The 26,974-nt window shown below is 70.2% G+C and carries 27 protein-coding genes and 2 pseudogenes; 14 read left to right on the forward strand and 15 right to left on the reverse strand.

Annotated features, from left to right (window positions below):
• Window positions 1-56: 56 nt before the first annotated feature.
• Entirely contained in the window at window positions 57-2,483 is a 2,427-nt protein-coding gene (locus ASE14_RS08540) for a phosphoketolase (RefSeq protein ID WP_056653507.1), read from the forward strand.
• A gap of 51 nt (window positions 2,484-2,534) precedes the next feature.
• Here ASE14_RS08540 and ASE14_RS08545 read toward each other — a convergent pair whose 3' ends face one another.
• The 5 genes from ASE14_RS08545 to ASE14_RS08565 form a co-directional block, all read right to left on the reverse strand.
• Complete coding sequence (locus ASE14_RS08545; protein WP_056653510.1) at window positions 2,535-3,323, reverse strand: hypothetical protein; 789 nt, start codon at window positions 3,321-3,323, stop codon at window positions 2,535-2,537.
• Window positions 3,324-3,573: 250 nt separating this feature from the next.
• A complete protein-coding gene (locus ASE14_RS08550; RefSeq protein ID WP_056656028.1) occupies window positions 3,574-4,563 on the reverse strand; it encodes an aldo/keto reductase in 990 nt (329 codons plus the stop codon).
• A 189-nt stretch (window positions 4,564-4,752) separates the two neighbouring features.
• Complete coding sequence (locus tag ASE14_RS08555) at window positions 4,753-5,193, reverse strand: VOC family protein (RefSeq protein WP_056653513.1); 441 nt, start codon at window positions 5,191-5,193, stop codon at window positions 4,753-4,755.
• Window positions 5,194-5,234: 41 nt separating this feature from the next.
• Complete coding sequence (locus ASE14_RS08560) at window positions 5,235-5,708, reverse strand: SRPBCC family protein (protein WP_056653516.1); 474 nt, start codon at window positions 5,706-5,708, stop codon at window positions 5,235-5,237.
• A gap of 43 nt (window positions 5,709-5,751) precedes the next feature.
• Complete coding sequence (locus ASE14_RS08565; protein WP_056653518.1) at window positions 5,752-6,135, reverse strand: helix-turn-helix transcriptional regulator; 384 nt, start codon at window positions 6,133-6,135, stop codon at window positions 5,752-5,754.
• A gap of 138 nt (window positions 6,136-6,273) precedes the next feature.
• Here ASE14_RS08565 and ASE14_RS21150 point away from each other — a divergent pair.
• From ASE14_RS21150 to ASE14_RS08580, 3 genes and pseudogenes are all read left to right on the forward strand, one after another.
• Window positions 6,274-6,753, forward strand: a pseudogene (locus ASE14_RS21150) (DUF308 domain-containing protein); the annotation flags it as partial.
• A gap of 160 nt (window positions 6,754-6,913) precedes the next feature.
• Window positions 6,914-7,972 carry a lipase family protein gene (locus tag ASE14_RS21155; RefSeq protein WP_056653523.1) on the forward strand — a complete coding sequence of 353 codons (1,059 nt, stop codon included), beginning with the start codon at window positions 6,914-6,916 and terminating at the stop codon, window positions 7,970-7,972.
• Window positions 7,948-8,370, forward strand: a complete 423-nt coding sequence (locus tag ASE14_RS08580; RefSeq protein WP_056653526.1) for a VOC family protein — start codon at window positions 7,948-7,950, stop codon at window positions 8,368-8,370. Before ASE14_RS21155 ends, ASE14_RS08580 begins: the two co-directional genes overlap by 25 nt.
• A gap of 48 nt (window positions 8,371-8,418) precedes the next feature.
• Here the strand turns inward: ASE14_RS08580 and ASE14_RS08585 are convergent, their stop codons facing one another.
• Window positions 8,419-8,877 (reverse strand): MarR family winged helix-turn-helix transcriptional regulator, encoded by a 459-nt coding sequence (locus ASE14_RS08585; RefSeq protein ID WP_056653529.1) that lies wholly within the window; start codon window positions 8,875-8,877, stop codon window positions 8,419-8,421.
• A 120-nt stretch (window positions 8,878-8,997) separates the two neighbouring features.
• Between ASE14_RS08585 and ASE14_RS08590 the strand changes: the two genes are divergently transcribed.
• From ASE14_RS08590 to ASE14_RS08605, 4 genes and pseudogenes are all read left to right on the forward strand, one after another.
• On the forward strand, window positions 8,998-10,209 hold the full coding sequence (locus ASE14_RS08590) for an MFS transporter (protein ID WP_056653532.1): 1,212 nt from the start codon (window positions 8,998-9,000) through the stop codon (window positions 10,207-10,209).
• A gap of 129 nt (window positions 10,210-10,338) precedes the next feature.
• A pseudogene (locus ASE14_RS08595) lies at window positions 10,339-10,806 on the forward strand (aldo/keto reductase); the annotation flags it as partial.
• Between the two features lie 41 nt (window positions 10,807-10,847).
• Window positions 10,848-11,549 carry a type 1 glutamine amidotransferase domain-containing protein gene (locus ASE14_RS08600; protein ID WP_056653539.1) on the forward strand — a complete coding sequence of 234 codons (702 nt, stop codon included), beginning with the start codon at window positions 10,848-10,850 and terminating at the stop codon, window positions 11,547-11,549.
• A 91-nt stretch (window positions 11,550-11,640) separates the two neighbouring features.
• Window positions 11,641-12,051 carry a DUF4190 domain-containing protein gene (locus ASE14_RS08605; protein WP_056653542.1) on the forward strand — a complete coding sequence of 137 codons (411 nt, stop codon included), beginning with the start codon at window positions 11,641-11,643 and terminating at the stop codon, window positions 12,049-12,051.
• 1 nt (window position 12,052) lies between these two features.
• On the opposite strand, the gene ASE14_RS08610 is transcribed toward ASE14_RS08605, so the two are convergent.
• From ASE14_RS08610 to ASE14_RS08625, 3 genes are all read right to left on the reverse strand, one after another.
• Window positions 12,053-12,382 (reverse strand): zf-TFIIB domain-containing protein, encoded by a 330-nt coding sequence (locus ASE14_RS08610; protein ID WP_056653545.1) that lies wholly within the window; start codon window positions 12,380-12,382, stop codon window positions 12,053-12,055.
• A gap of 256 nt (window positions 12,383-12,638) precedes the next feature.
• Window positions 12,639-12,845 (reverse strand): cold-shock protein, encoded by a 207-nt coding sequence (locus ASE14_RS08615; RefSeq protein WP_022893778.1) that lies wholly within the window; start codon window positions 12,843-12,845, stop codon window positions 12,639-12,641.
• Window positions 12,846-13,345: 500 nt separating this feature from the next.
• Window positions 13,346-13,549, reverse strand: a complete 204-nt coding sequence (locus tag ASE14_RS08625) for a cold-shock protein (RefSeq protein ID WP_022893782.1) — start codon at window positions 13,547-13,549, stop codon at window positions 13,346-13,348.
• 364 nt (window positions 13,550-13,913) lie between these two features.
• On the opposite strand from ASE14_RS08625, the gene ASE14_RS21160 reads away from it, so the two are divergent.
• The 3 genes from ASE14_RS21160 (at window position 13,914) to ASE14_RS21165 (ending at window position 16,300) form a co-directional block, all read left to right on the forward strand.
• Window positions 13,914-14,495 (forward strand): VanZ family protein, encoded by a 582-nt coding sequence (locus tag ASE14_RS21160; RefSeq protein WP_056653552.1) that lies wholly within the window; start codon window positions 13,914-13,916, stop codon window positions 14,493-14,495.
• A gap of 64 nt (window positions 14,496-14,559) precedes the next feature.
• Window positions 14,560-15,387 (forward strand): sulfite exporter TauE/SafE family protein, encoded by an 828-nt coding sequence (locus ASE14_RS08635; protein WP_056653554.1) that lies wholly within the window; start codon window positions 14,560-14,562, stop codon window positions 15,385-15,387.
• Window positions 15,377-16,300, forward strand: coding sequence for an NINE protein (locus ASE14_RS21165; protein ID WP_082600355.1), 924 nt, complete (start codon window positions 15,377-15,379; stop codon window positions 16,298-16,300). Before ASE14_RS08635 ends, ASE14_RS21165 begins: the two co-directional genes overlap by 11 nt.
• 15 nt (window positions 16,301-16,315) lie before the next feature.
• On the opposite strand, the gene ASE14_RS08645 is transcribed toward ASE14_RS21165, so the two are convergent.
• Both ASE14_RS08645 and ASE14_RS08650 read right to left on the reverse strand, forming a co-directional pair.
• Window positions 16,316-17,551, reverse strand: a complete 1,236-nt coding sequence (locus tag ASE14_RS08645) for an RNA polymerase sigma factor (protein WP_056653559.1) — start codon at window positions 17,549-17,551, stop codon at window positions 16,316-16,318.
• A gap of 6 nt (window positions 17,552-17,557) precedes the next feature.
• Window positions 17,558-17,932 carry a YciI family protein gene (locus ASE14_RS08650; RefSeq protein WP_056653562.1) on the reverse strand — a complete coding sequence of 125 codons (375 nt, stop codon included), beginning with the start codon at window positions 17,930-17,932 and terminating at the stop codon, window positions 17,558-17,560.
• Between the two features lie 159 nt (window positions 17,933-18,091).
• On the opposite strand from ASE14_RS08650, the gene ASE14_RS08655 reads away from it, so the two are divergent.
• Window positions 18,092-19,216, forward strand: a complete 1,125-nt coding sequence (locus ASE14_RS08655) for a YbdK family carboxylate-amine ligase (RefSeq protein ID WP_056653565.1) — start codon at window positions 18,092-18,094, stop codon at window positions 19,214-19,216.
• Here the strand turns inward: ASE14_RS08655 and ASE14_RS08660 are convergent.
• The 4 genes from ASE14_RS08660 to ASE14_RS08675 all read right to left on the reverse strand — a co-directional run bounded on the left by ASE14_RS08660 (window position 19,213) and on the right by ASE14_RS08675 (window position 22,766).
• A complete protein-coding gene (locus tag ASE14_RS08660) occupies window positions 19,213-19,533 on the reverse strand; it encodes a hypothetical protein (protein ID WP_056653568.1) in 321 nt (106 codons plus the stop codon). The two genes, ASE14_RS08655 and ASE14_RS08660, sit on opposite strands and share 4 nt — an antisense overlap.
• 55 nt (window positions 19,534-19,588) lie before the next feature.
• Window positions 19,589-20,137 carry a hypothetical protein gene (locus ASE14_RS08665; RefSeq protein ID WP_056653571.1) on the reverse strand — a complete coding sequence of 183 codons (549 nt, stop codon included), beginning with the start codon at window positions 20,135-20,137 and terminating at the stop codon, window positions 19,589-19,591.
• 281 nt (window positions 20,138-20,418) lie between these two features.
• On the reverse strand, window positions 20,419-21,006 hold the full coding sequence (locus ASE14_RS20960; RefSeq protein ID WP_056653574.1) for a hypothetical protein: 588 nt from the start codon (window positions 21,004-21,006) through the stop codon (window positions 20,419-20,421).
• Window positions 21,007-21,080: 74 nt separating this feature from the next.
• Complete coding sequence (locus tag ASE14_RS08675; RefSeq protein WP_056653576.1) at window positions 21,081-22,766, reverse strand: acyl-CoA dehydrogenase family protein; 1,686 nt, start codon at window positions 22,764-22,766, stop codon at window positions 21,081-21,083.
• Between the two features lie 343 nt (window positions 22,767-23,109).
• On the opposite strand from ASE14_RS08675, the gene ASE14_RS08680 reads away from it, so the two are divergent.
• Together ASE14_RS08680 and ASE14_RS08685 are read left to right on the forward strand one after the other, a co-directional pair.
• Window positions 23,110-24,843, forward strand: coding sequence for an ABC transporter ATP-binding protein (locus ASE14_RS08680; RefSeq protein WP_056653579.1), 1,734 nt, complete (start codon window positions 23,110-23,112; stop codon window positions 24,841-24,843).
• On the forward strand, window positions 24,840-26,957 hold the full coding sequence (locus ASE14_RS08685) for an ABC transporter ATP-binding protein (RefSeq protein ID WP_056653582.1): 2,118 nt from the start codon (window positions 24,840-24,842) through the stop codon (window positions 26,955-26,957). Before ASE14_RS08680 ends, ASE14_RS08685 begins: the two co-directional genes overlap by 4 nt.
• Window positions 26,958-26,974 lie beyond the last annotated feature (17 nt).

Genomic DNA, 26,974 nt, shown 5'->3' on the forward strand with positions numbered 1-26,974 from the left:
CGATCGTCGGGCTTCGACCTAGGCTCGAATCGAACGCCGAGTCGACGGGGGAAGACATGGCCGAGGCACGCAGACCGCAGGTCCCGCTCGAGATCGTCGACGCCTGGTGGCGCGCCGCGAACTACCTGAGCGTCGGCCAGATCTACCTGATGGCGAACCCGTTGCTGGCCAGGCCGCTCGAACCGGCCGACATCAAGCCGCGCCTGCTCGGACACTGGGGCACCTCGCCGGGGCTGAACCTCGTCTACGCGCACCTGAATCGGGCCATCGTCGAACGCGGCACCCCGACGCTCTACGTCTGCGGCCCGGGTCACGGCGGCCCGGCCATGGTCGCCAACGCCTGGCTCGACGGCACTTACTCCGAGCTCTTCCCCGCGATCAGCGCCGATGCAGAGGGCATGCGGCGGCTTTTCCGGCAGTTCTCGTTCCCGGGCGGCATCCCGTCGCATGCGGCGCCCGAGACGCCCGGCTCGATCAACGAGGGCGGCGAGCTCGGCTACTCGCTCATGCACGCCTTCGGCGCGGCGCTCGACAACCCCGGCCTCGTGGTCGCGTGCGTCGTGGGCGACGGTGAGGCCGAGACCGGCCCGCTCGCCGCGAGCTGGCGCGGGCACTCCTTCCTGAACCCGGCGACGGATGGCGCGGTGCTGCCGATCCTGCACCTCAACGGCTACAAGATCGCCAATCCGACGCTGCTCGCGCGCATCCCGGAGGCCGAGCTCGTCGACTTCTTCCGCGGCAACGGCTACGAACCGCTGCTCGTGACCGGCGGGTTCGACGGCGAGGACCCGATGGCCGTGCACGGCCGAATGGCCGACGCCGTCGACGTCGCCTACGAGCGCATCGCCGCGATCCGGGCGGATGCCGCGGCCGGCGCGTTCGCCGAGACGGCACCGCGCTGGCCGGCCATCGTGCTGCGGACGCCGAAGGGGTGGACCGGCCCCCGCATGGTCGACGGCGTGCAGGTGGAGGGCACGTTCCGCGCGCACCAGGTGCCGCTCGCCGCCGTGCGCGAGAACCCCGAGCACCTCGCGATGCTCGAGGCATGGCTCCGGTCGTACCGGCCCGAGGAGCTCTTCGACCGGGACGGCCGGCCGGTCGCCGGCCTCGACGCACTGCGGCCGCACGGCGACCTGCGGATGAGCGCGACCCCGATCGCGAACGGCGGCATCGTGCGGTCCCTCGACCTGCCACCGATCGACGCCTTCGCACTCGACGTCGATCCCGGCGACCGAGGCGACTCGGCGGAGTCGACGAGAGTCCTCGGCGAATGGTTCGCGGAGCTCATGCGCCGCAATCCCGACGATGTGCGGCTCTTCGGCCCCGACGAGGTGCTCTCCAACCGGCTGGGCGCCGTGTTCGACGTGACCGCGCGCGTCTGGGCGGAGGCGTTGGATCCGCTCGACGAGCACCTGGCCCGTGAGGGCCGCGTGATCGAGGCCCTCAGCGAGCACCTCATGCAGGGCATGCTCGAGGGGTATCTGCTGACCGGACGGCATGGGCTCATCACGAGCTACGAGGCGTTCATCCACATCGTCGACTCGATGGTCAACCAGCACGCGAAGTGGCTCGAGTCGGCGAGCCGGGTGCCATGGCGCGGCGACCTCGCGTCACTCAACTTCCTGCTCTCCTCGCACGTGTGGCGTCAGGACCACAACGGCTTCTCGCACCAGGATCCTGGGTTCCTCAACATCGTGGTGAACAAGCAGGCCGACGTGGCACGCGTCTACCTTCCACCCGACGCGAACACGCTGCTCGCCGTGATGCGGCACGCCTTCGACACGCAGAACCGGGTGAACGTGATCGTGGCCGGCAAGCAGCCGGCACCGCAGTGGATGACCCTTGCGGAGGCAGAGGCGCACGTCGAGCAGGGCATCGGCATCTGGGCGGAGGCGGGCAACGAGCCGGGCTACGACGCGGCCGACCCCGCGGCATCCGTGCCCGACGTCGTCATGGCCTGCGCGGGCGACGTGCCGACGATGGAGACCGTGGCGGCGGCGCAACTGCTGCGCGAGCGACTGCCCGACCTCCGGGTGCGCGTCGTGAACGTGGTCGACCTCATGCGTCTGCAGGACCCGTCGCACCACCCGCACGGGCTCCCCGACCGGGCATTCGACGCGATGTTCACGACCGACGCTCCGGTGATCTTCGCGTTCCACGGCTACCCGTCGGTCATCCACCAGCTCGCCTACCGGCGCGCCAACCACCGGAACCTGCACGTGCGGGGCTTCATCGAGAAGGGCACGACGACGACGCCGTTCGACATGCTGCACCTGAACGAACTCGACCGGTACCGGCTCGCGCTCGACGTGCTGCACCGGGTGCCAGGGCTCGAAGGCCGCACCGGCACCGCGGAGATCGCCGACGAGTGGCACGCCGCACGCGCCGCGGCACGGAAGTACGCGTACGAGCGCGGCGAGGATCCGAAGTGGATCACGGGCTGGAGCTTCGCGCCCGACCGCCCGGGCGGCGACGACCGCTGAGACGACGACGGGCGCCCGGTCCCCCGAGCGCCCGTCGTTCCACCCGTTCGATCAGGCGTTGCAGCCCCACGCGTACGCGCCGTTGTAGTACACCGGGATCATCTCCTTGCCGTTGCACGGGCCGCAGTCGTCGGGTCGCGGTGCCGCCGGCAGTCCGGGGTAGAACTCCGAGGTGTACGGGTTCGCGCCGGCCGCCGGTTCCGCAGCGGTCGCCTCGCCCGAAGCGGATGCCGCGGCATCCGAGCCGCTCGCGTCGCCCGACCATGCGGCCTCGTCGGAGACCTGCTCGGCCGCCACCCGTGCGGCGTCCGCAGCAGCGGCCTCGGCGGCGAGCTGCGCGGCGACCGCCTCGCGATGCGCCGCGAGCGCCGCAGCGACCGCGCCGTGCTCGGCACGGAGTGCGGTGGCCGCCGTGGCGACGGACGCCGCAGAGGCTCCGGTGCCGACCTCGGCGATCACGGCGTTGCGCAGCGACAGCAGCGACGCGACGCCCGCGGTGCCGAGCTCGGCACCGGCCTCCGCAGCGAGGCCCTGTGCGCCGTGCACCGCCTCGGTCGCGGACTGCGCGGCCGCGGCATCCCGAAGCCCCGCGACGTCGACGCCCGCGGCGCCGACGCCCACCTGACCGCCGACCTCCTCGACCGCGAGCGCCTTCGCCCGTGAGTGATCGGCCGTGGCCTGGGCGCTCTGCGCCTGCCCCGCGACGATGAGCGTGACCACGATCAGACCGGCGGAGGCCAGCCCGAGGATCCGGTTCGCTCGAACCCGGCCCGTGCTTCCCTCGAGGCGGAGGGCGCCAGCCCCACCGTGCTCGAACGCTGTGACTCGTTGAGTGATCATTCGATTCCTTCCTTCGTACGGATCGCGTGTTCGGATCTGCCCGTCAGGTCGACGGGTCGAAGGAGGGTGGTGACGATTGCGGGCTCGTTCGCACGGCACGGCGAAGGCTCGCCCCGCGATGCATCCGGAATCGTCACTGTCAGCCCCCCGCTAACACCACACCTGTGCAGCGTATCGGCGTTGCACCCCATTCGGGGGGAGTTTCTGCGCTTCGATGCGGGGTGTCGGTGCGCGAGCGGGCCGAGGGCGACTACCAGCGCTCGTGCACGGTGGCTCTGATCTCACGGTCGTAGAGGTCGCGCACCGCCGCGTCGAACGACTCCGGCAGGCGCAGCGAGCCGGCTTCGGCATTCGCCCGTGCCTGCTGCGGCGAGCGCGCCCCCGGGATCACCGAGCTCACTCCCGGCTGCGAGGCGATCCAGGCGAGGGCGACCTGGGCGGGCGAGGCGGCCGGCGCCGCCTCGCGGGCGAGCGCGGAGAACTCGGATGCCGCGCGCACGCCCGTCTCGTAGTCGACGCCCGAGAACGTCTCGCCGACGTCGAACGCCTCGCCGTGCCGGTTGAAGCTGCGGTGGTCGTTCGCGGCGAAGATCGTCTCGCTCGTGTAGCGCCCCGAGAGCAGTCCGCTCGCGAGGGGCACCCGGGCGATGATGCCGACCCCGGCCGCGACGGCGGCAGGCAGTACCTCGTCGAGCGGCTTCAGCCGGAACGCGTTCAGGATGATCTGCACGGTCGCGACGTGCGGCCGCGCGATCGCCGTGAGCGCCTCGTCGACCCGCTCGACGCTCACGCCGTACGCCGCGATCGAGCCGTCGTGGACGAGCGCGTCGAGTGCGTCGAAGACCCGCTCGTCGCCGTACACGGACGTGGGCGGGCAGTGCAGCTGCACGAGATCGAGCCGCTCGACACCGAGGTTCGCGCGCGAACGGTCGACCCACGCCCGGAAGTGCTCGGCCGAGTAGTTGGCGTGCTCCTGCGGCATCCGACGGCCCATCTTCGTGGCGACGGTGACGCCCGAACCGGGATTCGCGCGGAGCCACGCGCCGATGAGCGTCTCGCTCCGCCCGTCGCCGTAGACGTCGGCCGTGTCGAAGAAGGTGACCCCGGCTTCCCGCGCGGCGTCGAGCACGGCGAACGCGTCGCCCGCTGCGACCTCGCCCCAGTCGGCGCCGAGCTGCCAGGTGCCGAGGCCGATGACCGAGACAGTGCGAGCGGTGCGGCCGAGGGTGCGAGTCTGCATGATGCTCCAGTCGTCGGGTACCGCGTGGAGGCCGGGCCCGCGGGGCGCGGTCGTCGGCACGAGCCTACGCCGAGGGCGCGAGCCGCGGGCCCTGATCGCGCGATGCGCATCAGGCGTGCGGATGCCGCGGGGCGAGCCACTCGATGAGGGCCGCCCCGCGCCATCCGCTCGATCGATACCGTCGCCCGCTCATGCCTCCTGCTCGGCGCCGAAGCGCTGGCGGGCGTCGAGCGGGATGAGCGGCGTCGCGCCGCGGGCCTTGATCTGCTGCACGGCCCAGGTGTTGCCGTCGGGGTCGGCGAAGCCGAAGAAGGTGCCGCCGTCGCGCTCGTCGAAGACGGTGATCTCACTCGCCTCGACGCCGCGCCCGATGAGTTCGGCGCGGGCGGCCTCGGCGTCGGCGACGACGAGCTGCAGGCCGTGCAGCGAGCCGGGCGCCATCTCGTTCTGCGACGGCAGCGAGCCGATCACGATCGAGCAGCCCGAGCCGTGCGGCGTGAGCTGCGCCACGCGCATGTGCTCGTTGCGGGTGTCGTGGTCGAGTGCGAAGCCGAGCCGGTCGCGGTAGAAGGCGATCGATCGGTCGAGGTCGCTCACGGGAACGATGACGACTTCGAGTGTCCAGTCCATGGGGTGCTCCCTTCGGTTGCGGTGATCGAGCTGAGGGTCGCTCAGGCGGCGAGCAGGCCTTCGAGCCGCTCGTAGCCTTCGCGGACACCGAGCTCCATGTTGGACTGCACCATGCCGTCGCGGGCCTCGAGGCTCGGGTAGGTAGAGTGGATGAGGAGTCGCGAGCGCCCGCCGCCGAGGTCTTCGAAGGCGATCGACTCGATGGCCACGACGTCGGGGTAGCCCTCGAACTCGAAGGTCTGGATCGCGAACTCGTTCTCGCGCACGTTGTGGAACGTGCCGTTGAAGGCGTAGGTGTCTCCCCCGGCGTCGGTGTGCAGGTAACGGTAGCCGCCCTGCGGCACGAAGTCCCAGCGTTCGATCTTCATCTCGTAGCCGTTCGGGCCGAGCCACTGCTTCACGAGCTCGGGGTCGCGGTGCGCGTTGAAGAGCGCCTCGACCGGGACGTCGAACTCGCGCTCGATGTCGATGAAGGGCACGCCCTCGGGGGCGGTGATGGTGACGGGGTTCGTCATGATCTCAGTCTCTTTCCTGATGCGGCCGGCGGCATCGCCGGCTTCAGAGGTGGTCGCCGGTTTCAGTGGCGACGGATGCCCCGGCCTCCGGGCCGGGGGCTTGGGCGAGCAGCGCGTCCAATGCGCGGAACTGCTGCTCGTGGATCAACCTGTAGCGGTCGATCCACGCGGTGAGCGCTTCAAGCTGGGCCGCGTCGAGGTGCACGGGTCGGCGCTGCGCGTCACGTGTCCTGGTGACGAGCCCCGCATGCTCGAGCACCTGGATGTGCTTCGAGACGGCCTGCTTGGTGATCGCGAACGGTTCGGCGAGCTCGTTGACCGTGGCCGGCCCCCGGCTCAGGCGGGCGATGATGGCCCGGCGCACCGGGTCGGCCAGTGCCATGAAGGCGTGGTCGAGGCGGTCGTCTGCACTCGGGTCGATGATCATCACCCCGACTCCTCTCCAACCGATTCATTGATCAACCATGTGATTGATTAAACGATACGACGGTCGGATGCCGCTGTCAAGACCCGACCACGAGCGAGGCGCCGCGGCGGCACCCGTGCGGCTCAGTAGTCTTCACGAGTGGCGAGACTCCTCGAAGGCGGCGGCCCCTTCACGCGCATCGTCGCCCGACTCCCCTGGTGGCTCTCCGCCCTCGTCGGTGTCGTCTGCGCGGCCATCGGGGCGCTCCTCGTCTTCCATCCGTTCGGCTCGCTCGGCGTGCTGATCATGCTGCTCGCTGTGGGGCTCATCGTGCACGGCGTCTCGGAGCTGACGCAGGCCGGTCGGCCGGTGACGGCACTGGCCATGGGCATCGTGTGGATCGCCGCCGGGCTCCTCGTGCTGCTGCTGCCCGGACTCACCATCGGCACCCTGACGATCATCGTCGGAGTCGCGCTCATCGTCACCGGCGCGGTGAACGGCCTGCGCGCCGTCCGCGGCGAGACGGACCAGCGCGCGGCCGACCTGATGCTCGCCCTCGCCTCGATCGTGCTCGGCAGTCTCGCCCTCGCCTGGCGCGACGTCACCGTCTTCGTCATCGCCGCCCTGTTCGGGGTGCGCATGGTGATCTTCGGGGTCGATCGCATCGTGAGCGCGATCCGCCTGGCCCGGAGAGCCCGGGCAGCTCCTCCGGAGCGAACCGTTCACCCGCACGATCCCCGACGGGGCGAGCGCGTGGCGCATCCTCTACACGACGACCGTCGACGAGGGCCGCCCGGCCGTGGCATCCGCTCTCGTCGTCGTGCCCGACGGGGGCGCCGAGCACCCCGTGGTCGCCTGGGCGCACGGCACGACGGGGTTCGGCACCGGCTGCGCGCCGTCACTCCTCGACGAACCGTTCGTCGCGGGGGCGATGCCCGACTTCGACGAAGCGCTGGCCGCCGGTTGGGCGATCGTGGCGACCGACTACACGGGCCTCGGCACGGATGGCTCCGAGCCGTACCTGATCGGACAGGGCGAGGCGCGCAGCGTGCTCGACTCGGTGCGGGCCGCGCAGCAGCTGGCGGCAGCCGACCTCGCCGACGAGACCGTCGTGTGGGGCCACTCGCAGGGCGGGCACGCGGCACTCTGGACCGGGGGCCTCGCTCCCGAGTACGCCCCCGAGCTCGACCTCGTCGGCGTCGCGGCGATGGCGCCCGCGAGCAACCTGCCGGCGCTGCTCTCAGGCCTCAGCGACTCGGCCGCCGGCGGCGTCTTCGGCTCGTTCGCCCTCGCGGCGTACGCCGCCCAATACCCCGATGTGCGGGCGAACGACTACGTGCGGCCAGGCGCTCGCATCATGATGCAGTCGATGCAGCAGCGGTGCCTCACCGACCCCGGCACGATCGTGTCGATCATGACCTCGGTCTTCAGCGACCAGCCGGTCTGGTCGAAGAGCCCGGGCGAGGGAGCCCTCGGCGCTCGCGCCCTGCAGAACGTGCCCGTGCTGCCGATCGAAGCCCCGCTGCTCGTGGCCAGGGCGGCGCCGATCCCCTGGTGCTGCCGCAGGCGCAGGCCGACTGGGTCGCCGAGCGCTGTGCTGAAGGGCAACGGCTCGACTACCGCACGTACCCGGGCCGCGACCACATGGGGGTCGTCACGGGCGACTCGCCCCTGCTCGGCGAGCTCGTCGATTGGACCGCAGAGCGCTTCGCGGGTGAACCGGCGGCGAACACCTGCACGCCGTAGGCGGAAGCATCCGCTCGGGGGTTGCCGCCATCGGTGCGAGCGACCAGTATCGGCCTCGACAACCACGTCGATTCGAAAGGCGGCATCATGGTCACGCTCAACCCGTACCTGAACTTCCCGGGGAATGCGAAGGAGGCGATGGAGTTCTACCACTCGGTGTTCGGCGGCGAGCTCACGACGAACACCATCGCCGAGTTCGGCCAGGCCGACGACCCCGCCGATGCCGACAAGATCATGCACGGCCAGCTCGAGGGCGAGGACGGCATCGTGCTGATGGGCGCCGACACCCCGAGCGCGCTGGGCGACCCCGGCACCGGCGGCCCGATCTCTATCTCGCTGTCGGGCGGGCCCGACGACGACGCGACCCTGCGCGGGTACTGGGACCAGCTCCTCGCGAGCGGCTCGCAGATCGTGCCGCTCGAGGTCGCCCCGTGGGGCGACGCATTCGGCATGTGCACCGATCGCTACGGCGTCACCTGGCTCGTGAACATCTCCGCGAACGCAGCCTGACCCACCGCGGCTCGACCCCGCTCGTCCCGGTGCGCCGCCGACTGTCGCTCAGCCGAGCGATGCGGGCAGCCCCGCCCCGTGCAGCGCCTCGACGACGGGCGCGAGCTCGGGCTGATCGCCCGCTTCGGCGAGCACCCGCTCGAGCGTCTCGTCGTGGATCGGCCTCGCGCGCTCGTAGAGCGAACGCCCGGCGGCGGTGAGCTCGGTGTAGATCCCGCGCCGGTCATCGGCGCAGAGGATGCGCGTGAGCAGCGCTCGGTCTTCGAGCCGGTTCACGAGCCGGGTCGTCGCGCTCGGGCTGAGTGCCGCCGCGCGCGCGAGCTGCTGCATGCGCATGTGCCAGCCGTCCTGGCGATTGAGCGCATCGAGCACGGTGTACTCGACGACCGAGAGATCGACGGATGCCGCGAGCGCACGCTCGAGCTCCGACTCGATGAGTCCGTGCAGGGCGGCGAGCGTGCGCCAACCCTGCGCCCGCACCTCGACGGCGTCATCGGCGATGCCCATGTCTCCTCCTCGGGTCAGTTAGTTGCTTGCGCTTTCTAATTGCGTGTGCAAGCATTAACGTCGCTTGCGCAATAGAACGCGTGTGCAACTAGTTGATCCAGTGTAACAGGAGAACCACGCATGCCCCTCGGACTCATCGCCCTCGCCATCGGGGGCTTCGGCATCGGGCTCACCGAGTTCGTGATCATGGGCCTGCTCCCCGAAGTGGCCGCCGACTTCGGCGTCACCGAGGCCGCAGCAGGCTGGCTCATCTCCGGCTACGCGCTCGCAGTGGTCGTCGGCGCGCTCGGCTTGACGGCCGCCACGACCCGGCTCCCCCGCAAGCCGGTCCTCACCGGGCTGCTCGTGCTCTTCATCGCCGGCAACGCGATCTCCGCGGTGGCGCCGACGTACGAGCTCATGATGACCGGCCGCATCATCGCGGCACTCTGCCACGGTGCCTTCTTCGGCATCGGCTCGGTCGTCGCCGCCGGCCTCGTCGCACCCGAGAAGGCCGCCGGTGCCATCGCGGTCATGTTCACCGGCCTCACCGCGGCCAACGTGCTCGGGGTGCCGTTCGGCACGTTCCTCGGCCAGGAGTTCGGCTGGCGCTCGACCTTCTGGGCCATCTCGGCGATCGGCGTGGTCGCGCTCGTCGGCATCGCGACCCTCGTGCCGAACCTTCGGACGGACGGGCCGGCGCCGAGCCTCCGCCGCGAACTCACCGCGTTCCGCTCCGGCCAGGTGTGGCTCTCGCTCACGGTGACGGTGCTGGGCTTCGGCGGCATGTTCGGCGCATTCACCTACATCGCCTACACGCTCACCGAGGTGAGCGGCTTCGCCTCGAACGCCGTGCCGTGGCTGCTCGTGCTCTTCGGCGGCGGTCTCGTCGTCGGCAACTGGATCGGCGGACGCCTCGCCGACCGCTCGATCGACGGCACCCTGCTGGGCTTCATCTCCGCCCTGCTGGTCGTGCTCGTGCTCTTCGCCTGGCTCGCCCCGAACCCCGTCGCCACGATCGTGCTCCTGACCGCCATGGGCGGCTTCGGGTTCGGCACGGTGCCCGCTCTGCAGAGCCGCGTGATGCGGTACGCCGATCGTGCCCCGACCCTCGCCTCCGGGGCGAACATCGCCGCCTTCAACCTCGGCAATGCGCTCGGCGCCTGGACCGGCGGCCTCACGATCGCGGCGGGCCTCGGCTACACCTCGCCGATCTGGGTCGGCGCGGTCATCACCGCCGCCGCGCTCGTCGTGATGGTCATCGCCGCCGCGACTGCGCGACGAATCCCACGAACGGATGCCGCAGGCCCCGCCCGCCTCGACGGGGCGCCCACCGCGGCAACCGCCATCTGACCCTCCCCACCCTCCAAGATCTGAAAGCGAGACCATGACCGACCTCACCACCGTGCCCGCCGTCACCCTCAACAACGGCGTGCGGATGCCGCAGCTCGGCTTCGGCGTCTACCAGGTGCCCTCGACACGTGGCGAGCGCTCGAACGGCTCCACGCCGATGGGCGAGTGCGCGCGATCGGCGTCTCGAACTTCGAGCCCGAGCACCTCGAACGCCTCGTCGCCGCGAGCACGGTCGTGCCTGCGCTGAACCAGGTCGAGCTGCATCCCGCACTGCAGAATCGCGCCACGGCCGCAGCGAACGAGCGGCACGGCATCGTCACCGAGGCGTGGAGCCCGCTCGCCCAGGGCGTCGTGCTCGGCGAGGCATCCGTCATCGCCATCGCAGTACGCCACGACGTGACACCCGCGCAGGTCGTGCTGCGCTGGCACCTGCAGCAGGGGCGCGTCGTGATCTCCAAGTCGGTGACGCCGAGCCGCATCGCAGAGAACCTCGCCGTGTTCGACTTCGAGCTGACCGCCGAGGACCTGGTGGCGATCGACGCTCTCGAGCGGGACGGCCGCACGGGCCCGCACGCCGCGGAGTTCAACGCCGCCTGACCGCCGACCGCACCAGCACAGCACACGAAAGGGAAACCCGAATGAGCAACATCCTCATGATCGTCACCGGCGCGAACACGCTCACGATGAAGGACGGCTCGCAGCATCCGACCGGATTCTGGGCCGAAGAACTCGTGACCGCGCACCGCGAACTCGTGGCTGCCGGCCACACCATCACGATCGCCACGCCGGGCGGCGTCACCCCGACGGTGGATGCCGGAAGCCTCGATCCCTCGCAGGCCGGCGGCGATGCGCAGGCACGCGAGCTCGCCGACTACCTCGACGCGATCGCCGGCGACCTCGCGGCGGCCGTTCCCGTCGCCGACGTCGATGCCGCCGACTACGCCGCGATCGTCTTGCCCGGCGGTCACGGGCCGATGGCCGACCTCGCGTTCGACGCGAACGTCGGCCGGGTGCTCATCGCGGCGGACACGGCCGGCGCGGTCATCGCACCCTTCTGCCACGGGCCGGCAGCCCTGCTCTCGGCGAAGCTCGCCGACGGATCGAACGCCTTCGCCGGCCGCACCCTCACCGTCTTCACCGACGAAGAGGAGCGCACCGGCGGCACCGGCGAGAACACTCCATGGTGGGTCGAGTCGGCCCTCCGCGCCGCGGGCGCCGTCATCGACTCCGCCGCCCCGTGGAGCGATCACGTGGTCGTCGACGGCAACCTGGTCACTGGTCAGAACCCGCAGTCGAGCGTGTCGGTGGCACGGCGGGTCATCGACGCGCTCGCCGCCTGACCCATGTCGCCTCGCTCCGCCTCCGCGCGGGAGGCGGAGCGAGCGGCCTCCCGGCTATCGCAGGCTGGCCGGTTCCGCCACTATTGACGCCATGCCCAATGACACCGAGCTCGACCCGACCTCGCCGAGCCCCTTGCCCAGCACACCGACGACGTCCGTCGACGCACCCCCTGCACCCGAGCCCGTGCCCAGCCGCACCCTGGGCGTCGTCGGCTTCGCGCTCTCGCTCGTGCCGCTCACGAACCTCGTCGGTCTCGTGCTCAGCGTGATCGCGCTCGTGAAGGCGAAGCGTGCCGGCGCGTCGAACGGGTTCGCACTCGCGGGTGTCATCATCGGCTCGATCGGCGTCGCCATCACGTTGCTCTTCCTGGGGCTCGCCGTTCCGACGCTCATCGACGCCGCCCAGACGTGCGCGCAGCTCGGCGACGGCGTGCATCAGGTGGGCCAGTCGACCTACACCTGCACGCCGACGTCGTTCAGCGTGGTTCGGAACTTCGGCTGATTCAGTCGAAGAGCTCGGAGAGCCAGCTCTCCTTCTTCATCTTGCGGTAGTCGCCCTGGCCGCGGTTGTCGTACCCGCGGTCGTACCCGCGGTTGTCGTACGACTGCTGGTACGAGGGCTGGCCGTAGGCCGGGGCCTGCGGCTGCGCCGGAGGAGCGGGCGGGGCCGGTGCGGCCTGGGCGGGCGCAGCGAACTCGCGCGCCGCGCGCTCGACGATCTTGTCGAGCTCGCCCCGGTCGAGCCACACGCCACGGCAGTTCGGGCAGTAGTCGATCTCGATGCCGCTTCGCTCGCTCATCACGAGCACGGTTCCGTCACTGGGGCACTGCATAGGGGGGCTCCTTCTTCGGGGCCGACCGGATCGATCGGGCGGGTTTCGACATCTCCGACCCTAGGGGCCGAAGCTTTGAAGACGCCCGGATGTCGCGGCGGCGTGACCCGCCGTGCGGAGCAGACGGCGCCGGAAATGCACAGAGCGGATGCCGCGGCGCCTGCCTCACGAAGAGGCGGCTGCCGCGACATCCGCTCGTGGATCAGGTGCCCGCGCGCTCAGCGCGCCGACACCCGATCGAAAGGGATGCGAGAACTTACGAAATGACCGTGATGTTCTCAGCCTGCAGGCCCTTGGGGCCGCGGGCGGTCTCGAATTCGACCTTCTGGTTCTCCTCGAGCGAGCGGTAGCCGCCCGATGCGATCGCGCTGAAGTGCGCGAAGACGTCGGCCGAGCCGTCGTCAGGAGCGATGAAGCCGAAGCCCTTGTCGGCGTTGAACCACTTGACGGTTCCGGTTGCCATATTCTTTTCCTTCTGTAAAGCCGAGCCGCCGAAACGGCTGCGACGTGCACGACCTCAGGTCGTGCGGGGTTCCGACGGCGACGTCCGCCGCCGGAAGTTCGTGGTGCGAATGAATCGCACGGAGTTCGCGGCCGGGTCTGCGACGGTGAGGTCGGCCGCGACAGGCGCTGCGAGGGAGGATCTGCGGGAGGAACTCGAGAGAATCGACTCGTCGGTACCCAGCGAGAAGGCGGTGGTGTTCCGCGTGATGTCCGCGGGACCGGTGCGGGGCTTCGTCGCCTGCATCGCACCGAGTGCTTCGGCGTGAGAGATGTTGCTTCGTCCCGACTTTTCGTCGACTTCCCAGCCGTGTCACGCGGGGAGAACACCCCACTGCAGATGACTCGACTCTAGCCCCATCGCATGTGCAAGTGCTGGGAAACTTTCGAGATGCCGCATGCCGGGACGACGAACGCCCCCGCAGCTTGCGCTGCGGGGGCGTTCTCGTGGTGTGCCGAGGCCTAGAGGCCGCGGATGTTCTCGGCCTGCAGACCCTTCGGGCCCTGTGCGACCTCGAATTCGACCTTCTGGCCCTCTTCGAGCGAACGGTAGCCGTTGCCCGAGATGGCGCTGAAGTGCGCGAAGACGTCGGCCGAGCCGTCGTCGGGAGCGATGAAGCCGAAGCCCTTTTCGGCGTTGAACCACTTGACGGTTCCGGTTGCCATACTGCTGTCCTTCTGTCCTATGGGCTGCTGGTGCGGCCCGATGCGATCGACGGTCGACCGCTGCCCCGCACGGCGGGTTGCCGACGGAGCGGGGGCGAGGGGCGGGTGTGCGCTCAGGCATCCGCCGTCTCGTATCGGGTCATGCCACGCGGATCGGTCCGCCTCCGGGCAATCAGATGGAGGCACGGGCGAGCGCCCGCTTGATGGAGGAATCAGTGAACATACCCTATCGGGTGACGTTCAGCTTCACACGGTACGCGACCGAATCGTGACCTGGGAAGACCTTCGTCGGAAATTCCTCATGATCGGCGCGATTCCGGCAGGGTGCCAGCACGCACCCAGCGAATGGGTGGAGAATCGAGGCATGAACCGCCGCCCCCTCGGTCTCGTCGCTGCTGCATACGCAGCCGCGGTGCTGTGGGCGACGATCGGTCCGGCACCGTGGCGCACCGCCGGGCATCAGGTCGACGGCGGCATCCTGAACCCTGACGCGTGGACGGCTCCCGTCACCTGGACGACCGGCTATCTCGCCGAGATCGCCTTCAACGTGGCGATCTTCGTGCCCGTCGGCGTGCTCGCGGCGCTCCTCATCCCCCGTCGCCGCTGGCCGCTCGCGATGCTCGCCGGCCTCGGCTTCACCGTCGTCATCGAACTCGTGCAGGTGCCCGAGCCCACTCGCATCTCCGATCCGCGCGACCTCGTGATGAACACGACGGGCGCGGTGCTCGGTGTGCTGATCGTGGTGCTCGCGCGAGGTGTGCGCCGCGCGGGCCTCGTCGCCGCCTCGCTGACCGAGGGCGCATTGCCGAGCCTGACGGATGCCGCGAGGCCCTCCGCCGACCTCGGGTTCGACGACATCGCGGTCGAGCCCATCGACGCCATGCCCACGGCGGCTCCCGAGCCTGAGCCGGCCCTCGCCGCGGTGCCCGCCGACCGCGCCGCGTAGGCCTGTACGACCCTGCTCGACATCCGCCACCTCCACGGGGAGGTCGCGCCAGTACAGTAGGCGGGTGACTTCCGCCGACTCGTCCGCCGCCGCTGCCGAACGCCGCGCCTCCTGGCTCCGGCTCGCACTGATCGGCGCCGTCGGCGGGCTGCTCTCGGGAGCCTTCGGCGTCGGCGGCGGCATCCTCATGGTGCCGCTGTTCGTGACGTTCGCCGGCATGGACCAGCGACGCGCCTCGGCGACCTCGCTCGCGGCGATCGTGCCGACGGCGATCGTGGGTTCGATCGTCTACTTCGCGAACGGCGAGGTCGCCCTGATCCCGGCCCTGTTCGTGGCCGCTGGCGGCATCATCGGCTCCTGGATCGGCGCACGGCTGCTCCGGCGGCTGCCGCTCGGCTGGCTGCGGTGGATGTTCATCGCGCTGCTCGTCGCGGTCGCCATCCGCATGCTGCTCGTCGTGCCCGAGCGCGCGGTGGCCGGTGTCGAGCTCGACGCCCTCACCATCATCGGCATGGTCGCCCTCGGACTCGTGATCGGCGTGGCGTCCGGCCTCTTCGGCATCGGCGGCGGCCTCGTCATGGTGCCCGCCTTCATCCTCTTCTTCGGCATGAGCGACCTCGTCGCCAAGGGCACCTCGCTCGCCGTCATGATCCCCACCGCGATCAGCGGCACCGTCACGAACGCCCGCGGCGGCGTGGTCGACCTGCGGGCCGGCATCATCGCCGGCATCGCGGCGACCGTCGCCTCGTTCGGCGGCGTCGCCATCGCGCACCTCATGTCGCCCGAGTGGTCGAACTGGCTGTTCGCCGCGCTCGTCGTGATCGCGGCCGTGCAGCTGTCGGTGCGCGCCATCCGCATGCAGAAGAAGGAGAGGAGCGAACGTGTCGCTTGAGGCCGGTTGGTACGACGACGAGTCGGATGCCGCATCGCTGCGCTATTGGGACGGTAACGGCTGGACACCGCACACCGCCCCGAGACCTGCGGATGCCGCGCCGAACCCGCTGCCCGCCGCGGCAGCGTCCGCACCTGCACCGATGGCGGCCCAGGCGCCGCCCGCACCGGCTCCTGCCCCTCCTCTCGAACAGGTGTCGCCGTTCGCACCGCCGTTCCCCTCGTTCGCCCCGGCGCCGGCATTCGACGGCATCGACGAGTCGACGACGGCACGCCCGGCCGGGTCCACAGCCCAACCGGTCGCCCCGGCTGCTCCGTTCGCGCCGCCGATCGCGCCGCCGGTCGCCTTCCCACCGCCGGTCGCACCCGCCGCGTTCGCGCCGCCGTCCGCTCCGTTCGCACCGCCGGTGCCGCCCGCACCAGCCGCCGTGCCGAACGCGACGATGCCGTTCCCGCCCGCACCCGCATCGCCCTCGGAGTTCCCCTCGTACACGCTGCCCGCCCCTCCGGGGTACGCCATCGAGGACCAGACGACCGCGCCGCTCCCGCCCGCCTACGGCACGCCCGCGCCGTCCGGCCCCCAGTTCTCCTACGAGCCGTACCGCACCACCGGCCGCACGTTCATCGCGACCTGGCTGTTCGCGATGCTGCTCGGTTTCTGGGGCGCCGACCGCTTCTACCTCGGCAAGATCGGCACGGCGATCGCGAAGCTCCTGACGCTCGGCGGTCTCGGCGTATGGGTGCTCGTCGACCTCCTGCTCGTGCTGACCGGCGCGCAGCGCGATCGCGACGGACGCCCGCTCGAGGGCTACGACGAGCACAAGCGCACCGCGTGGATCGTGACGGGCGCGCTCGTCGGACTCTCAGTGCTCACGAGCATCGTGTCGGGCATCGCGAGCCTGCTCGTTCGCTGACGCCGCCCTTCGCGGTCAGCGCCCAGCGCGCAACCGCTCGGCCTTGGCCACGAGATAGCGCTGCTCCGGGCCGTTGAGCGTGCGTCGCGCCGCCTCGGTGAACGCGAGCGACGCGGCATCCGTCGCCCCCGACAGTTCGAGCAGGTGCCCGCGCACCGCCCAGGTGCGGTGGTGCTCGGCGAGCGTGCCGCCGGTCGACGACTCGGATGCCTCGAGCGCCGCGAGCCCCGCCTGCGGACCTTCGACCATGGCGAGCGCGACGATGCGACCGAGCGAGACCATCGGCCCGGGTGCGAGCCGATCGAGCAGGTCGTAGAGGCCGAGGATCTCGATCCAGTCGGTGTCGGCGCTCGACTGCGCCTCGTCGTGCACGGCCGCGATCGCGGCCTGCAGTTGATAGGGGCCGATCGGTGCCCGGTCGAGCACCTCGGTGACGAGCGCGACCCCTTCGTCGATCATGTCGCGATCCCAGCGCGAGCGATCCTGCTCGTCGAGGGGCACCAACCCGCCGGCGCCGTCCGAGCGTGCCGCGCGCCGCGCATCGGTGAGGAGCATGAGCGCGAGCAGCCCCGTGGTCTCCCCCGACGCATCGGGCCCGGTCGCCTGCAACTGCCGGGTGAGCCGGATCGCCTCGGTCGAGAGGTCGACGCGCGCGAGCTCGTCGCCGGAACTCGCCGTGTGCCCCTCGGTGAAGATCAGGTAGAGCACCTGGCGGAGTGCTGCGAGCCGGCCGGCGAGCTCGGGCGGCCGCGGCATCCGGAAGCCCTCGCCGCTCGCCCTGATGCGGGCCTTCGCGCGTGAGATGCGCTGCGCGACGGTCGGCTCGGGCAGGAGCAGGGCCCTGCTGATCTCGGCGGTCGTGAGGCCGCCGACGGCTCGCAGTGTGAGGGCGAGCTGGGCCGGCCTGCCGAGCGCCGGGTGGCAGCACAGCAGGAAGAGGGTGAGGGTGAGGGTGTCGTCGACCGCGGCAACCGCCCCTGGCTCGGGTTCGAGTTCGACGGCGCGCGACTCGCGGCGGCGGCGCGCGGCATCCGATCGCACCTCGTCGACGTAGCGGCGCGAAGCCACGCGCACGAGCCAGGCACGCGGGCTGTCGGGCACGCCGTCACGCGGCCACTGCTCGGCGGCCGCGATGAGCGCCTCCTGCACGGCGTCCTCGCAGGCGGCGAAGTCGCCGTAGCGCCGCACGAGCACCGCGAGCGCCGACGGTGCGGCGGCTCGCAGCGCCCGAACGGCGTCGACCTCAGGCATCGGGCGTCACACGTCGGGGCCCGACGCCATCTCGAGCACCGGCCGCACCTCGACGAGGCCGAACTGGGACTCGGGGAAGCGCGCGGCGATCTCGACGGCCCGCGCCTCGCTCTCGCAGTCGACGAGGTAGAAGCCGGCGAGCAGCTCCTTCGTCTCGGCGAAGGGCCCGTCGCTCGCGACCGTGCCGTCGTCGCCGTTCGTCACGCGCTTGGCGAGCGAGATGTCGGCGAGCGCCTCGGCCGCGACGAGTTCGCCCTTGGACTCGAGTTCGTCGCTGATGCGTCCGTAGTACTCGTAGCCCTCGGCCTGCTCCTCAGGCGTGAAGGCGCTCCACACGGCGCGCGACTCGGGGTTGCTGTAGATCTGGATCAGGTACTTCATCGGAATCGCTCCTTCGATCTGGGGAGGCTGAACCGCGCTCCCACCAGTATGTCGAGGCTGTGTGACGGATTTCGACGATTCGAGGTCACCCGCGTTCACGGGGCTTGACACCGGCACCGCGGGTGAGGAGAGTTCGATCAGCGCTCGGGGGAGGCTCTGATGGTTGCGGAACCGACGACGTTCGGAATCGAGGAGGAGTTCGTCTTCCTCGATCGGGAAACCCTACGACCAGCGGATGTCGCGGCGGGCGCGTTCGACACCCTCTCCGCGTTGCCGGCGTGGGCTCCGATCACGCACCGCGAGTTCCTCGCATCACAGGTCGAGCACGCCTCGACGGTGTTCACCTCGACCGACGCGGCGCTCGCCTCGCTCGTCGGATTCCGGCACGAGCTCGCCGAGGAGGCCGCACGGCTCGGGGTGACCGTCGCGAGTGTCGGCGCTCCGCCCGACGCGCACGGGTTCCCGACGGTCACCGACCTGCCGCGGTACCTGCGCATCGTCGACGAGATGGGCGGGGTCATCGCCGACCACCAGATCCAGGGGCTCCACGTGCACGTCGGCGTGGTCGACCACGATGCCGGGGTGCGTGCGCTCAACGTCACGCGCAACTGGCTGCCCCTCTTCTCGGCGCTGACCGGCAACTCGCCGATCTGGCGCGGTCACGACACGGGATTCGAGAGCTGGCGCAACGTCTCCCAGCGGCGCTGGACGACGACCGGATGCCCGCCCGTGTTCCGCGACGGCGACGACTACGACCGCCGCCTCGAGCGACTCATCGGCATCGGCGGCATGCAGGACCAGGCGATCATCATGTGGAACGCGAGGCTCTCGTCGCACCTTCCGACGATCGAGGTGCGGGTCGCCGACGCGCAGTTGGAGGCCTGGTCGGCGGTGCTGCTCGCCGCGCTCTTCCGCGCCCTCGTCGACTGCGTGCTCGACGACGAGCTCGGCAGGTCGGCGGCGGTGCAGCCCACCCCCGAAGCGGCGCCCGGGCCCGAACTCCTGAACGCGTCGCTCATGCATTCGGCGCACTCGGGCCTGCAGGGCGAGGTGCTCGACCCCGTGCTCATCGAGCTCCGGCCCGCCGAGGAGACGCTGGATCGCTGCATCCGCGTGCTGCAGCCGGCGCTCGAGGCCGCCGGCGACCTCGAGCTCGCACGCGAGGGCGTCGCACGGCTGCTGCGCAACGGCACCGGAGCTGCGCGTCAGCGCGCAGCATTTGCGGCGAACGGCAGGACCGGACTGCGCGAACTGTACGAGCCGACGTTCGCCGCTTCGCTCTAGGCAGCTGGCGGGTCACCGGCAGGCGGGTCGCCGGCGGTCGGGTCACCGGCAGGCGGGTCGCCGGCGGGCGGGTCGCCTTCGGTCGAATCCTGCATCGTCGGCGCCGCGCCGTCGGTCGACGGCTTCTTCGCCGCCCCGAACGCGAGGGCGAATATGACACCGATGCCGAGACCGATGCCGATGCCCGCCCCGAGGTTGCCGAGGGCGGTGCCGAACGACACACCGATGCCGACACCGAGTGCGAGTCCGATCCCCCAGCCCTCGATCGAGCGTGGCGGCGGCTTCGAGCTCGGCGAGGTCTCCGGGGTCTCGGTCATGCGTTCATCCCACCCCATCGCGCGCGGCGGCGCCTCCGCCGCGCGACGGAGATCCTCAGCAGCCGGGGCCGGACGGGTTCGCGTTGCAGTCGCCGTCGGTGAGCACCGTGTCGAACTCGCCGACGAGCACCCGTTGCGGATCGCTCGCGACGGCGAGCGTGCCCGCGATCGAGCGCCACCCCGAGCCCGCGAACCGGTACTCGGCGCGCAGCACGACCTCGAGTGAGACCGTGTACTCGCCGGACTCGGCGTACACGTGGCTGGTACCCGTCGCCGTGAACTCGCGCTGCCCGAGCGTCGCCCAGGTCGCGCCCGGTCTGCCGCTCTCGACGACGCCGCCGTCGCTGTGCAGCCAGCGGTAGCCGACCGGCGTGAACCGCACATCGGCGGGTTGGCCGAGCAGCGTGCCCGACACCACCTGAGCGGATGCCTCGGCCACGAAGTTGGCCGGAAGGTCCTCGACCGCCCAGCCACCCGGCTCCATGTCGTTGCCCGGCTTCGCGGGGGTGAAGGATGCGATGTCGCGCAGGGTGACGACGACCGCCGGGGCGGGTGCCGCAGGGTCTTCGGGCGTCGACGGCGTCACGCAGTGCACGGTGTTCACCGGGCTGCAGTACTCGCGAACGGGCGGCGCTGGGGCGTTGTGTTCGTCCTCATTCGTAGAATCCTCATCTCGCCGCGGGTCAGCGCTGTCGCTCGCCTCGCTCGGGGTCTGCTGAGGCTGTCCGGCAATCGCTTCGATCATGGCCGCTTCGGGTGTCAGGGTTCCCTCTACTGAGCCGCAGCCCAGGGCTACCATCGTCTCCGAACACGTTCCGCTCGCCGGTTCCTGGGCGACTGCGGCCTTCGAAGTCGGCAAGGTCATGACAGCGACGGCCACGGATATCAGCAGAAGTCTTCGCCAGACCACTCTTCGACCCCGTCTACAAGCAATGTGCGCACGTCATCGTCTGAGGAAACGAAGAACGCTTGAGATGGCACCCGAAGCGGGCGATCCGCCGGAGTCACATCGGAACCAGTGCCGTCGAAGATTCGGGTGCCGGAAACGTCGCGGCATAGGTAGATCGAAACCTCGGCACGACCATCGACAACGGCCAGATTAACGAGTGACGTCGTATCAACAACTGTGGTGCCGACCGACCGTAGCCCAAGATCTTCGAGGGCCGTGAACTCCTCCCGGAGCGTCGATGCGAAAGTCTCTGTTACGACAGGGTTGATCCGTTCAGGTTCGACACCGCCCTCCTCGAATATCTCGCCGGAGATGACCCGGTAGAGCTCATACGCCTCAACGGCCGCCGCGAGCGCCTCCTCATCCGACGCGAAGATCGGCTCCGAGGCATCCGCTGTCGGGCTCGGCGACGGAGCCGGGGCACCGCCGGTGCACCCGCTCAGCAGCAGCGCGACGGCACCGACTGCGGCGAGCGCGGCGCCCGCACTCCGGCGGGATCGCCGCGACGGTCGGGAGAGGGACATGGCGAATACCCTAGGCGAGCGAGCAGCGGCCGATCGCGGTTATCCACAGCCTGGTGGCAGCCGTATCCCGACGCTCACGCCCGCGCGAGGATCCCCTCGACATCCGCCCCGCGCGGCAGCACGCCGTACTGCCGCCCGCCCTCATCGCCCAGCCGCGTGCGCACGAACGCATCCGCCACGCCGCCTGGCGAGTGCCGCAGCGTGAGCGAGCCCTGCAGCACGAGAGCGAGCCGCTCGGTCAGTTCCCGTGCGAGGGACGCGGCGCCCGCGGCATCCGTCGCCGACAGCTCGCGCACGAGCGACTGCGCGGAGTCCAGCGCGGCGTCGAACACGGGCGACTCCCCCGCCGCCGACCCGACCTCGTCGAAGAACGCCTCGAACGCCTCGGGCTCGCGCACGAGCACGCGCAGCACGTCGAGCGCGATGACGTTGCCCGAGCCCTCCCAGATCGCGAGCAGCGGCTGCTCCCGATAGCGCCGCGCGAGCGGGAACGACTCGGTGTACCCGTTGCCGCCGAGGCACTCGAGCGCCTCCGCCGCATGCCCGGCACCGCGCTTGCACACCCAGTACTTCGCGACGGCCGTCGCGAGGCGACGGAACGCCTGCTCCGCGTCAGTGGCATCGACGTCGTACGCCCGCGCGAGCCGCATCGCCGTAAGGGTCGCCGCCTCCGACTCGAGCGACAGGTCGGCGACCACCGCGGCCATCGCCGGCTGGTCGACGAGCAGCGCGCCGAACGCACGACGGTGCCGCACATGCCACGCGGCCTCGGCCACGTCCTGCCGCATGCCCGCCGCCGACCCGATCACGCAGTCGAGTCGTGTGCGCGTCACCATCTGCACGATCGTCGCGACCCCGCGCCCCTCTTCGCCGATGAGCCAGCCCGAGGTGTCGTCGAGCTCGATCTCGCTCGACGCGTTCGACCGGTTCCCGAGCTTGTCCTTCAGCCGCTGGATGCGGAACACGTTCCGCGATCCGTCGGGCAGCACCCGCGGCACGAAGAAGCAGCTGAGCCCGTGCCGCGCCTGCGCGAGCACCAGGAACGCGTCGCTCATCGGCGCGCTGCAGAACCACTTGTGCCCCGTCAGCCCGTACTCCGCGCCCCACGAACCCGAGCCGCCGCCCGACTCGGAACCACCGCGCCGCTCGGCCAGAGTCGTGTTGGCCCGCACGTCGGAGCCGCCCTGCTTCTCGGTCATCGCCATGCCCACGAGCGCCGACGACTTCGCCGCGCCGGCACCGCCGAGGGCAGGGTCGTACTCGCGGCTCAGGAGCCGCGGCATCCATTCGTCGCGCAGACCGGATGCCGCGAGCTCGAGCGTCGGCACTGCGGCGTGCGTCATCGACACCGGGCAGGCATGCCCGGGCTCGACCTGCGCGAAGAGGAGGAACGCCGCCGCCCGATCGACGTTCGCGCCGGGCCCGGGCCTCGCGGCGGCGCCCGTGTGCGCAGCGGCGGCGACGGCCGCCCCGATGACCCGGTGATAGGCGTCGTCGTACTCGACCTCGTCGATGCGACGTCCCCAGCGGTCGAACGTGTGCAGCACGGGCGGGTGCGTGTTCGCCCGCTCGGCGTCGCGCTGGAACGCCGCGGATCCGACGAGCGCGCCGACGTCGGCGAGCGGCCCCCGAGCGGATGCCTCGGCGCCGCCGCGACCCCACCGCGCGACGGCCTCGACGAGCGGCACGTTCGACGTGTACTCGTCGACGCCCTCGCGCGCCGGCACCTGGTTCTCGACCTCGTGCGTGCTGATCATCATCGACCTCCGCCGCCCATTCTCGCGGGTCGCCGGCGCAGTGTCCCTGCCCGGCCGTCGAGATCGCACTCCCGCAGCGAGCTGCTCAGCACTCGCGCAACGAACGTGCGCCAATGTGCTGATCGCCGGAGATTTCGCTCTCGGTGAACGCGGGCGACGGATGGCCCCGTGTCGCTTGCGTCGCCCTGCCCGTCGTGTGAGGCTGAAACGCTGCAATGTCGTACGGGGGTGCGATGCTGCAGGTCGAGCGAGGGGTGTGGCTGCCCTGGCCGGTGCTGTGCGCGCACGAACGCGCCTCGGCAGGCGGTGTCCGCTCGATTCCCTGACTCCTCGCAATGGAGACGCCATGCTCGGAAAAATCCTTGTCCGTTACCTGAAACCCTACAAGTGGCTCCTGCTCGGAGTGCTGGTCTTCCAGTTCATCTCCGCGCTCGCCACCTTCTATCTGCCGCGCCTCAACGCCGACATCATCGACAACGGCGTCAGCAAGGGCGACACCGCCTACATCTGGTCGACCGGCTCGTTGATGCTCCTGATCTCCCTCGGGCAGATCACCGCATCGATCATCGCCACGTACTTCGCAGCGCGCGCCGCGATGGCAGCCGGCCGCGACATCCGCGACCACGTCTTCGAGCGCGTCTCGGGCTTCTCGGAGCGCGAGGTGTCGAAGTTCGGCCCCGGCTCGCTCATCACCCGCAACACGAACGACGTGCAGCAGGTGCAGATGCTCGCGATGATGGGCGCCACGATGCTCGTCACCGCACCGATCCTCGCGATCGGCGGCGTCATCTTCGCCCTCCAGCAGGATGTCGGCCTCAGCTGGATCATCGCGGTGGCGGTGCCCACGCTGCTGATCATCGCGGCGATCGTCATCAGCCGCATGGTGCCGCTGTTCCGCAGCTACCAGCACAAGCTCGACAACGTGAACCGCATCATGCGCGAGCAGCTCACCGGCGTTCGCGTCGTGCGCGCGTTCGTGCGCGAGCCCATCGAGGAGGAGCGGTTCGCCGGCGCGAACACCGACATCATGATCGTCGGCCGCAAGGTCGGTTCGCTGTTCGTGCTGCTGTTCCCGCTCTTCATGCTCGTGCTCAACGTCACCGTGGTCGGCGTCGTGTGGTTCGGCGCGTTCGCGGTCGACGCCGGCGAGGTGCAGATCGGCACGCTGTTCGCCTTCATGCAGTACGTGATGCTCATCCTCACGGGTGTGCTCATGGCGAGCTTCATGACGATCATGATCCCGCGCGCCGCGGTCTCGGCCGAGCGCATCGGCGAAGTGCTCGACTCGACGTCGACGCTGGCCCGGCCCGAGAACCCGGTGACCAGCTTCCCCACGCCGGGCTCGGTCGAGTTCACGGATGCCGCGTTCACCTACCCCGGCGCCGAACACCCCGTGCTCTCGGGCATCACGTTCGGAGCCGCACCCGGTGAGACGGTCGCGATCGTCGGATCGACGGGCGCGGGCAAGACGACCCTCGTCTCGCTCATCCCGCGACTCTTCGACGCCACGGGCGGCAGCGTGAAGGTCGGCGGCGTCGACGTGCGCGAGGCCGACCTCGACCACCTCTGGGCGTCGATCGGTCTCGTTCCCCAGCGACCGTTCCTGTTCACGGGCACGATCGCGTCGAACCTCCGGTACGGCCGTGAAGACGCAACCGACGAAGAACTCTGGCATGCGCTCGAGATCGCGCAGGGACGTGACTTCGTCGAGCAGATGGACGGACAGCTCGATGCCAGGATCTCCCAGGGCGGCACGAACGTCTCGGGCGGTCAGCGGCAGCGGCTCGCGATCGCCCGTGCGATCGTGCACCGGCCCGACATCCTCGTCTTCGACGACTCGTTCTCGGCGCTCGACCTCACGACCGACGCGAGACTCAGGCAGGCGCTCTGGCGCGAGTTGCCCGAGGTGACGAAGATCGTCGTCGCCCAGCGCGTCTCGACCATCACCGATGCCGACCGCATCGTCGTGCTCGACGACGGCGGCATGGTCGGCGTCGGCACGCACGAACAAATGCTCGAGACCTCGCAGACCTACCGCGAGATCGTCGAATCCCAGCTCGGAGTGGAGGCCGCCCGATGACCGCCCAGACCCCCCTCTCCGCAGAGGAGCAGCTCGAGCTCGAGCTCGGCGAGCAGGCGCGAATCAACGCCGACGACTGGAGCGGCGCCGTCGCTCCCGGCAAGGCGAAGAACTTCGGCCAGAGCTTCGGCCGCCTCATCGGGTTGCTGAAGCCGCATGCCTTCGCGTTCATCTTCGTGTCGATCCTCGGCGCCCTCGGCGTCGTGCTCACGGTGCTGGCGCCGAAGGTGCTCGGCGAGGCGACGAACATCATCTTCGCCGGCGTCATCGGCCAGCAGCTGCCCGCGGGCACGACGACCGACCAGGCCGTCGAAGCGCTCAGGGCATCGGGTCAGGACGACCTCGCGAACGTCGTCGCGACCGCGGGCGTCGTGCCGGGCGAGGGCGTGGACTTCGTGCGCCTGAGCCAGGTCATCATCCTCGTGCTCGCGCTGTACATGGTCGCGTCCGTGCTCACCTGGCTGCAGGGCTACGTGATCAACGTCATCATGGTGAAGACCATGTGGCGCCTCCGCGAATCGGTCGAGGCGAAGATCAACCGCCTGCCGCTGAGCTACTTCGACAAGGTGCAGCGCGGCGAGCTGATCTCACGGGTCACCAACGACATCGACAACATCACGCAGGCGATGCAGCAATCCCTGTCGACCGTGGTCACCTCGGTGCTCACCGTCGTCGGCGTGCTCATCATGATGTTCACGATCTCGTGGCAGCTCGCCCTCGTGGCACTCGTCTCGCTGCCGCTCATGGCGGTCATCTTCGGCGTCATCGGCCCGAAGTCGCAGAAGGCGTTCGGCATCCAGTGGCGCAAGGTCGGTCGACTGAACGCCCGCGTCGAGGAGTCCTTCTCCGGCCACGCGCTCGTCAAGGTCTTCGGCCGCGAAGAGGACTCGCGTGCGAAGTTCAAGGCCGAGAACCAGGAGCTCTACGAGGCATCCTTCAAGGCGCAGTTCCTGTCGGGCATCATCATGCCCGGCATGATGTTCATCGGAAACCTGACCTATGTCGGCATCGCGGTGCTCGGCGGGCTCATGGTCTCCACCGGGCAGCTGCGTCTCGGCGACGTGCAGGCGTTCATCCAGTACTCGCAGCAGTTCACTCAGCCCCTGTCGGAGCTGGGCGGCATGGCTGCGGTGGTGCAGTCGGGCACGGCCTCGGCCGAGCGTGTCTTCGAACTGCTCGACGCCGAAGAGCAGGAACCCGATGCAGCGGATGCCCCGGCGCCCGCCGACGGAGACGGCACGATCGTGTTCGACCACGTCGCGTTCTCGTACACGCCCGAACGCCCGCTCATCACCGACCTGTCGTTCCGGGTCGAACCCGGGCAGACGGTCGCGATCGTCGGTCCGACCGGTGCGGGCAAGACGACGCTCGTGAACCTCATCCTGCGGTTCTACGAGCTGGGCGGCGGCCGCATCCTCGTGAACGGCCAGGACATCGCGGATCTCACGCGTCACGACGTGCGCGCGCGCACGGGCATGGTGCTCCAGGATCCGTGGCTGTTCGCCGGCTCGATCCGCGACAACATCCGGTACGGGCGCCAGTCGGCGACCGACGAAGAGGTGTTGGCCGCGGCGCAGGCGACCTACGTCGATCGCTTCGTGCACTCGCTTCCCGACGGGTACGACACCGTGCTCGACGAAGAAGCGTCGAACGTGTCGGCCGGTGAGAAGCAGCTCATCACGATCGCCCGTGCGTTCGTGGCGCAGCCGTCGGTGCTCATCCTCGATGAGGCGACGAGCTCGGTCGACACCCGCACCGAGCTGCTGCTGCAGCACGCCATGGCGGCGCTTCGCGAGGGGCGCACGTCGTTCGTGATCGCGCACCGCCTGTCGACCATCCGCGACGCCGACCTCATCCTCGTGATGGAGCACGGCGACATCGTCGAGAAGGGCAACCACGAGGAGCTCATCGCTGCGAAGGGTGCGTACTACCGCCTCTACAGCTCGCAGTTCGAGCAGGCGGCCACCGACATCGACGCGGAACTCGCTGCGATCGACGGCACGACCGTGACGTCCGACGACACGGCCGACGCCGACGAGGCCTCGGCACTCGTCGACGACTCGTCCATCGGTGATCCCGAGCCCGAAGCGGAGGCCGATCGCGCGAAGGCCTGAGCCCCAGCGCCGGCCAC

This window comes from Agromyces sp. Root81 (assembly GCF_001429165.1).
Classification (GTDB): domain Bacteria; phylum Actinomycetota; class Actinomycetes; order Actinomycetales; family Microbacteriaceae; genus Agromyces.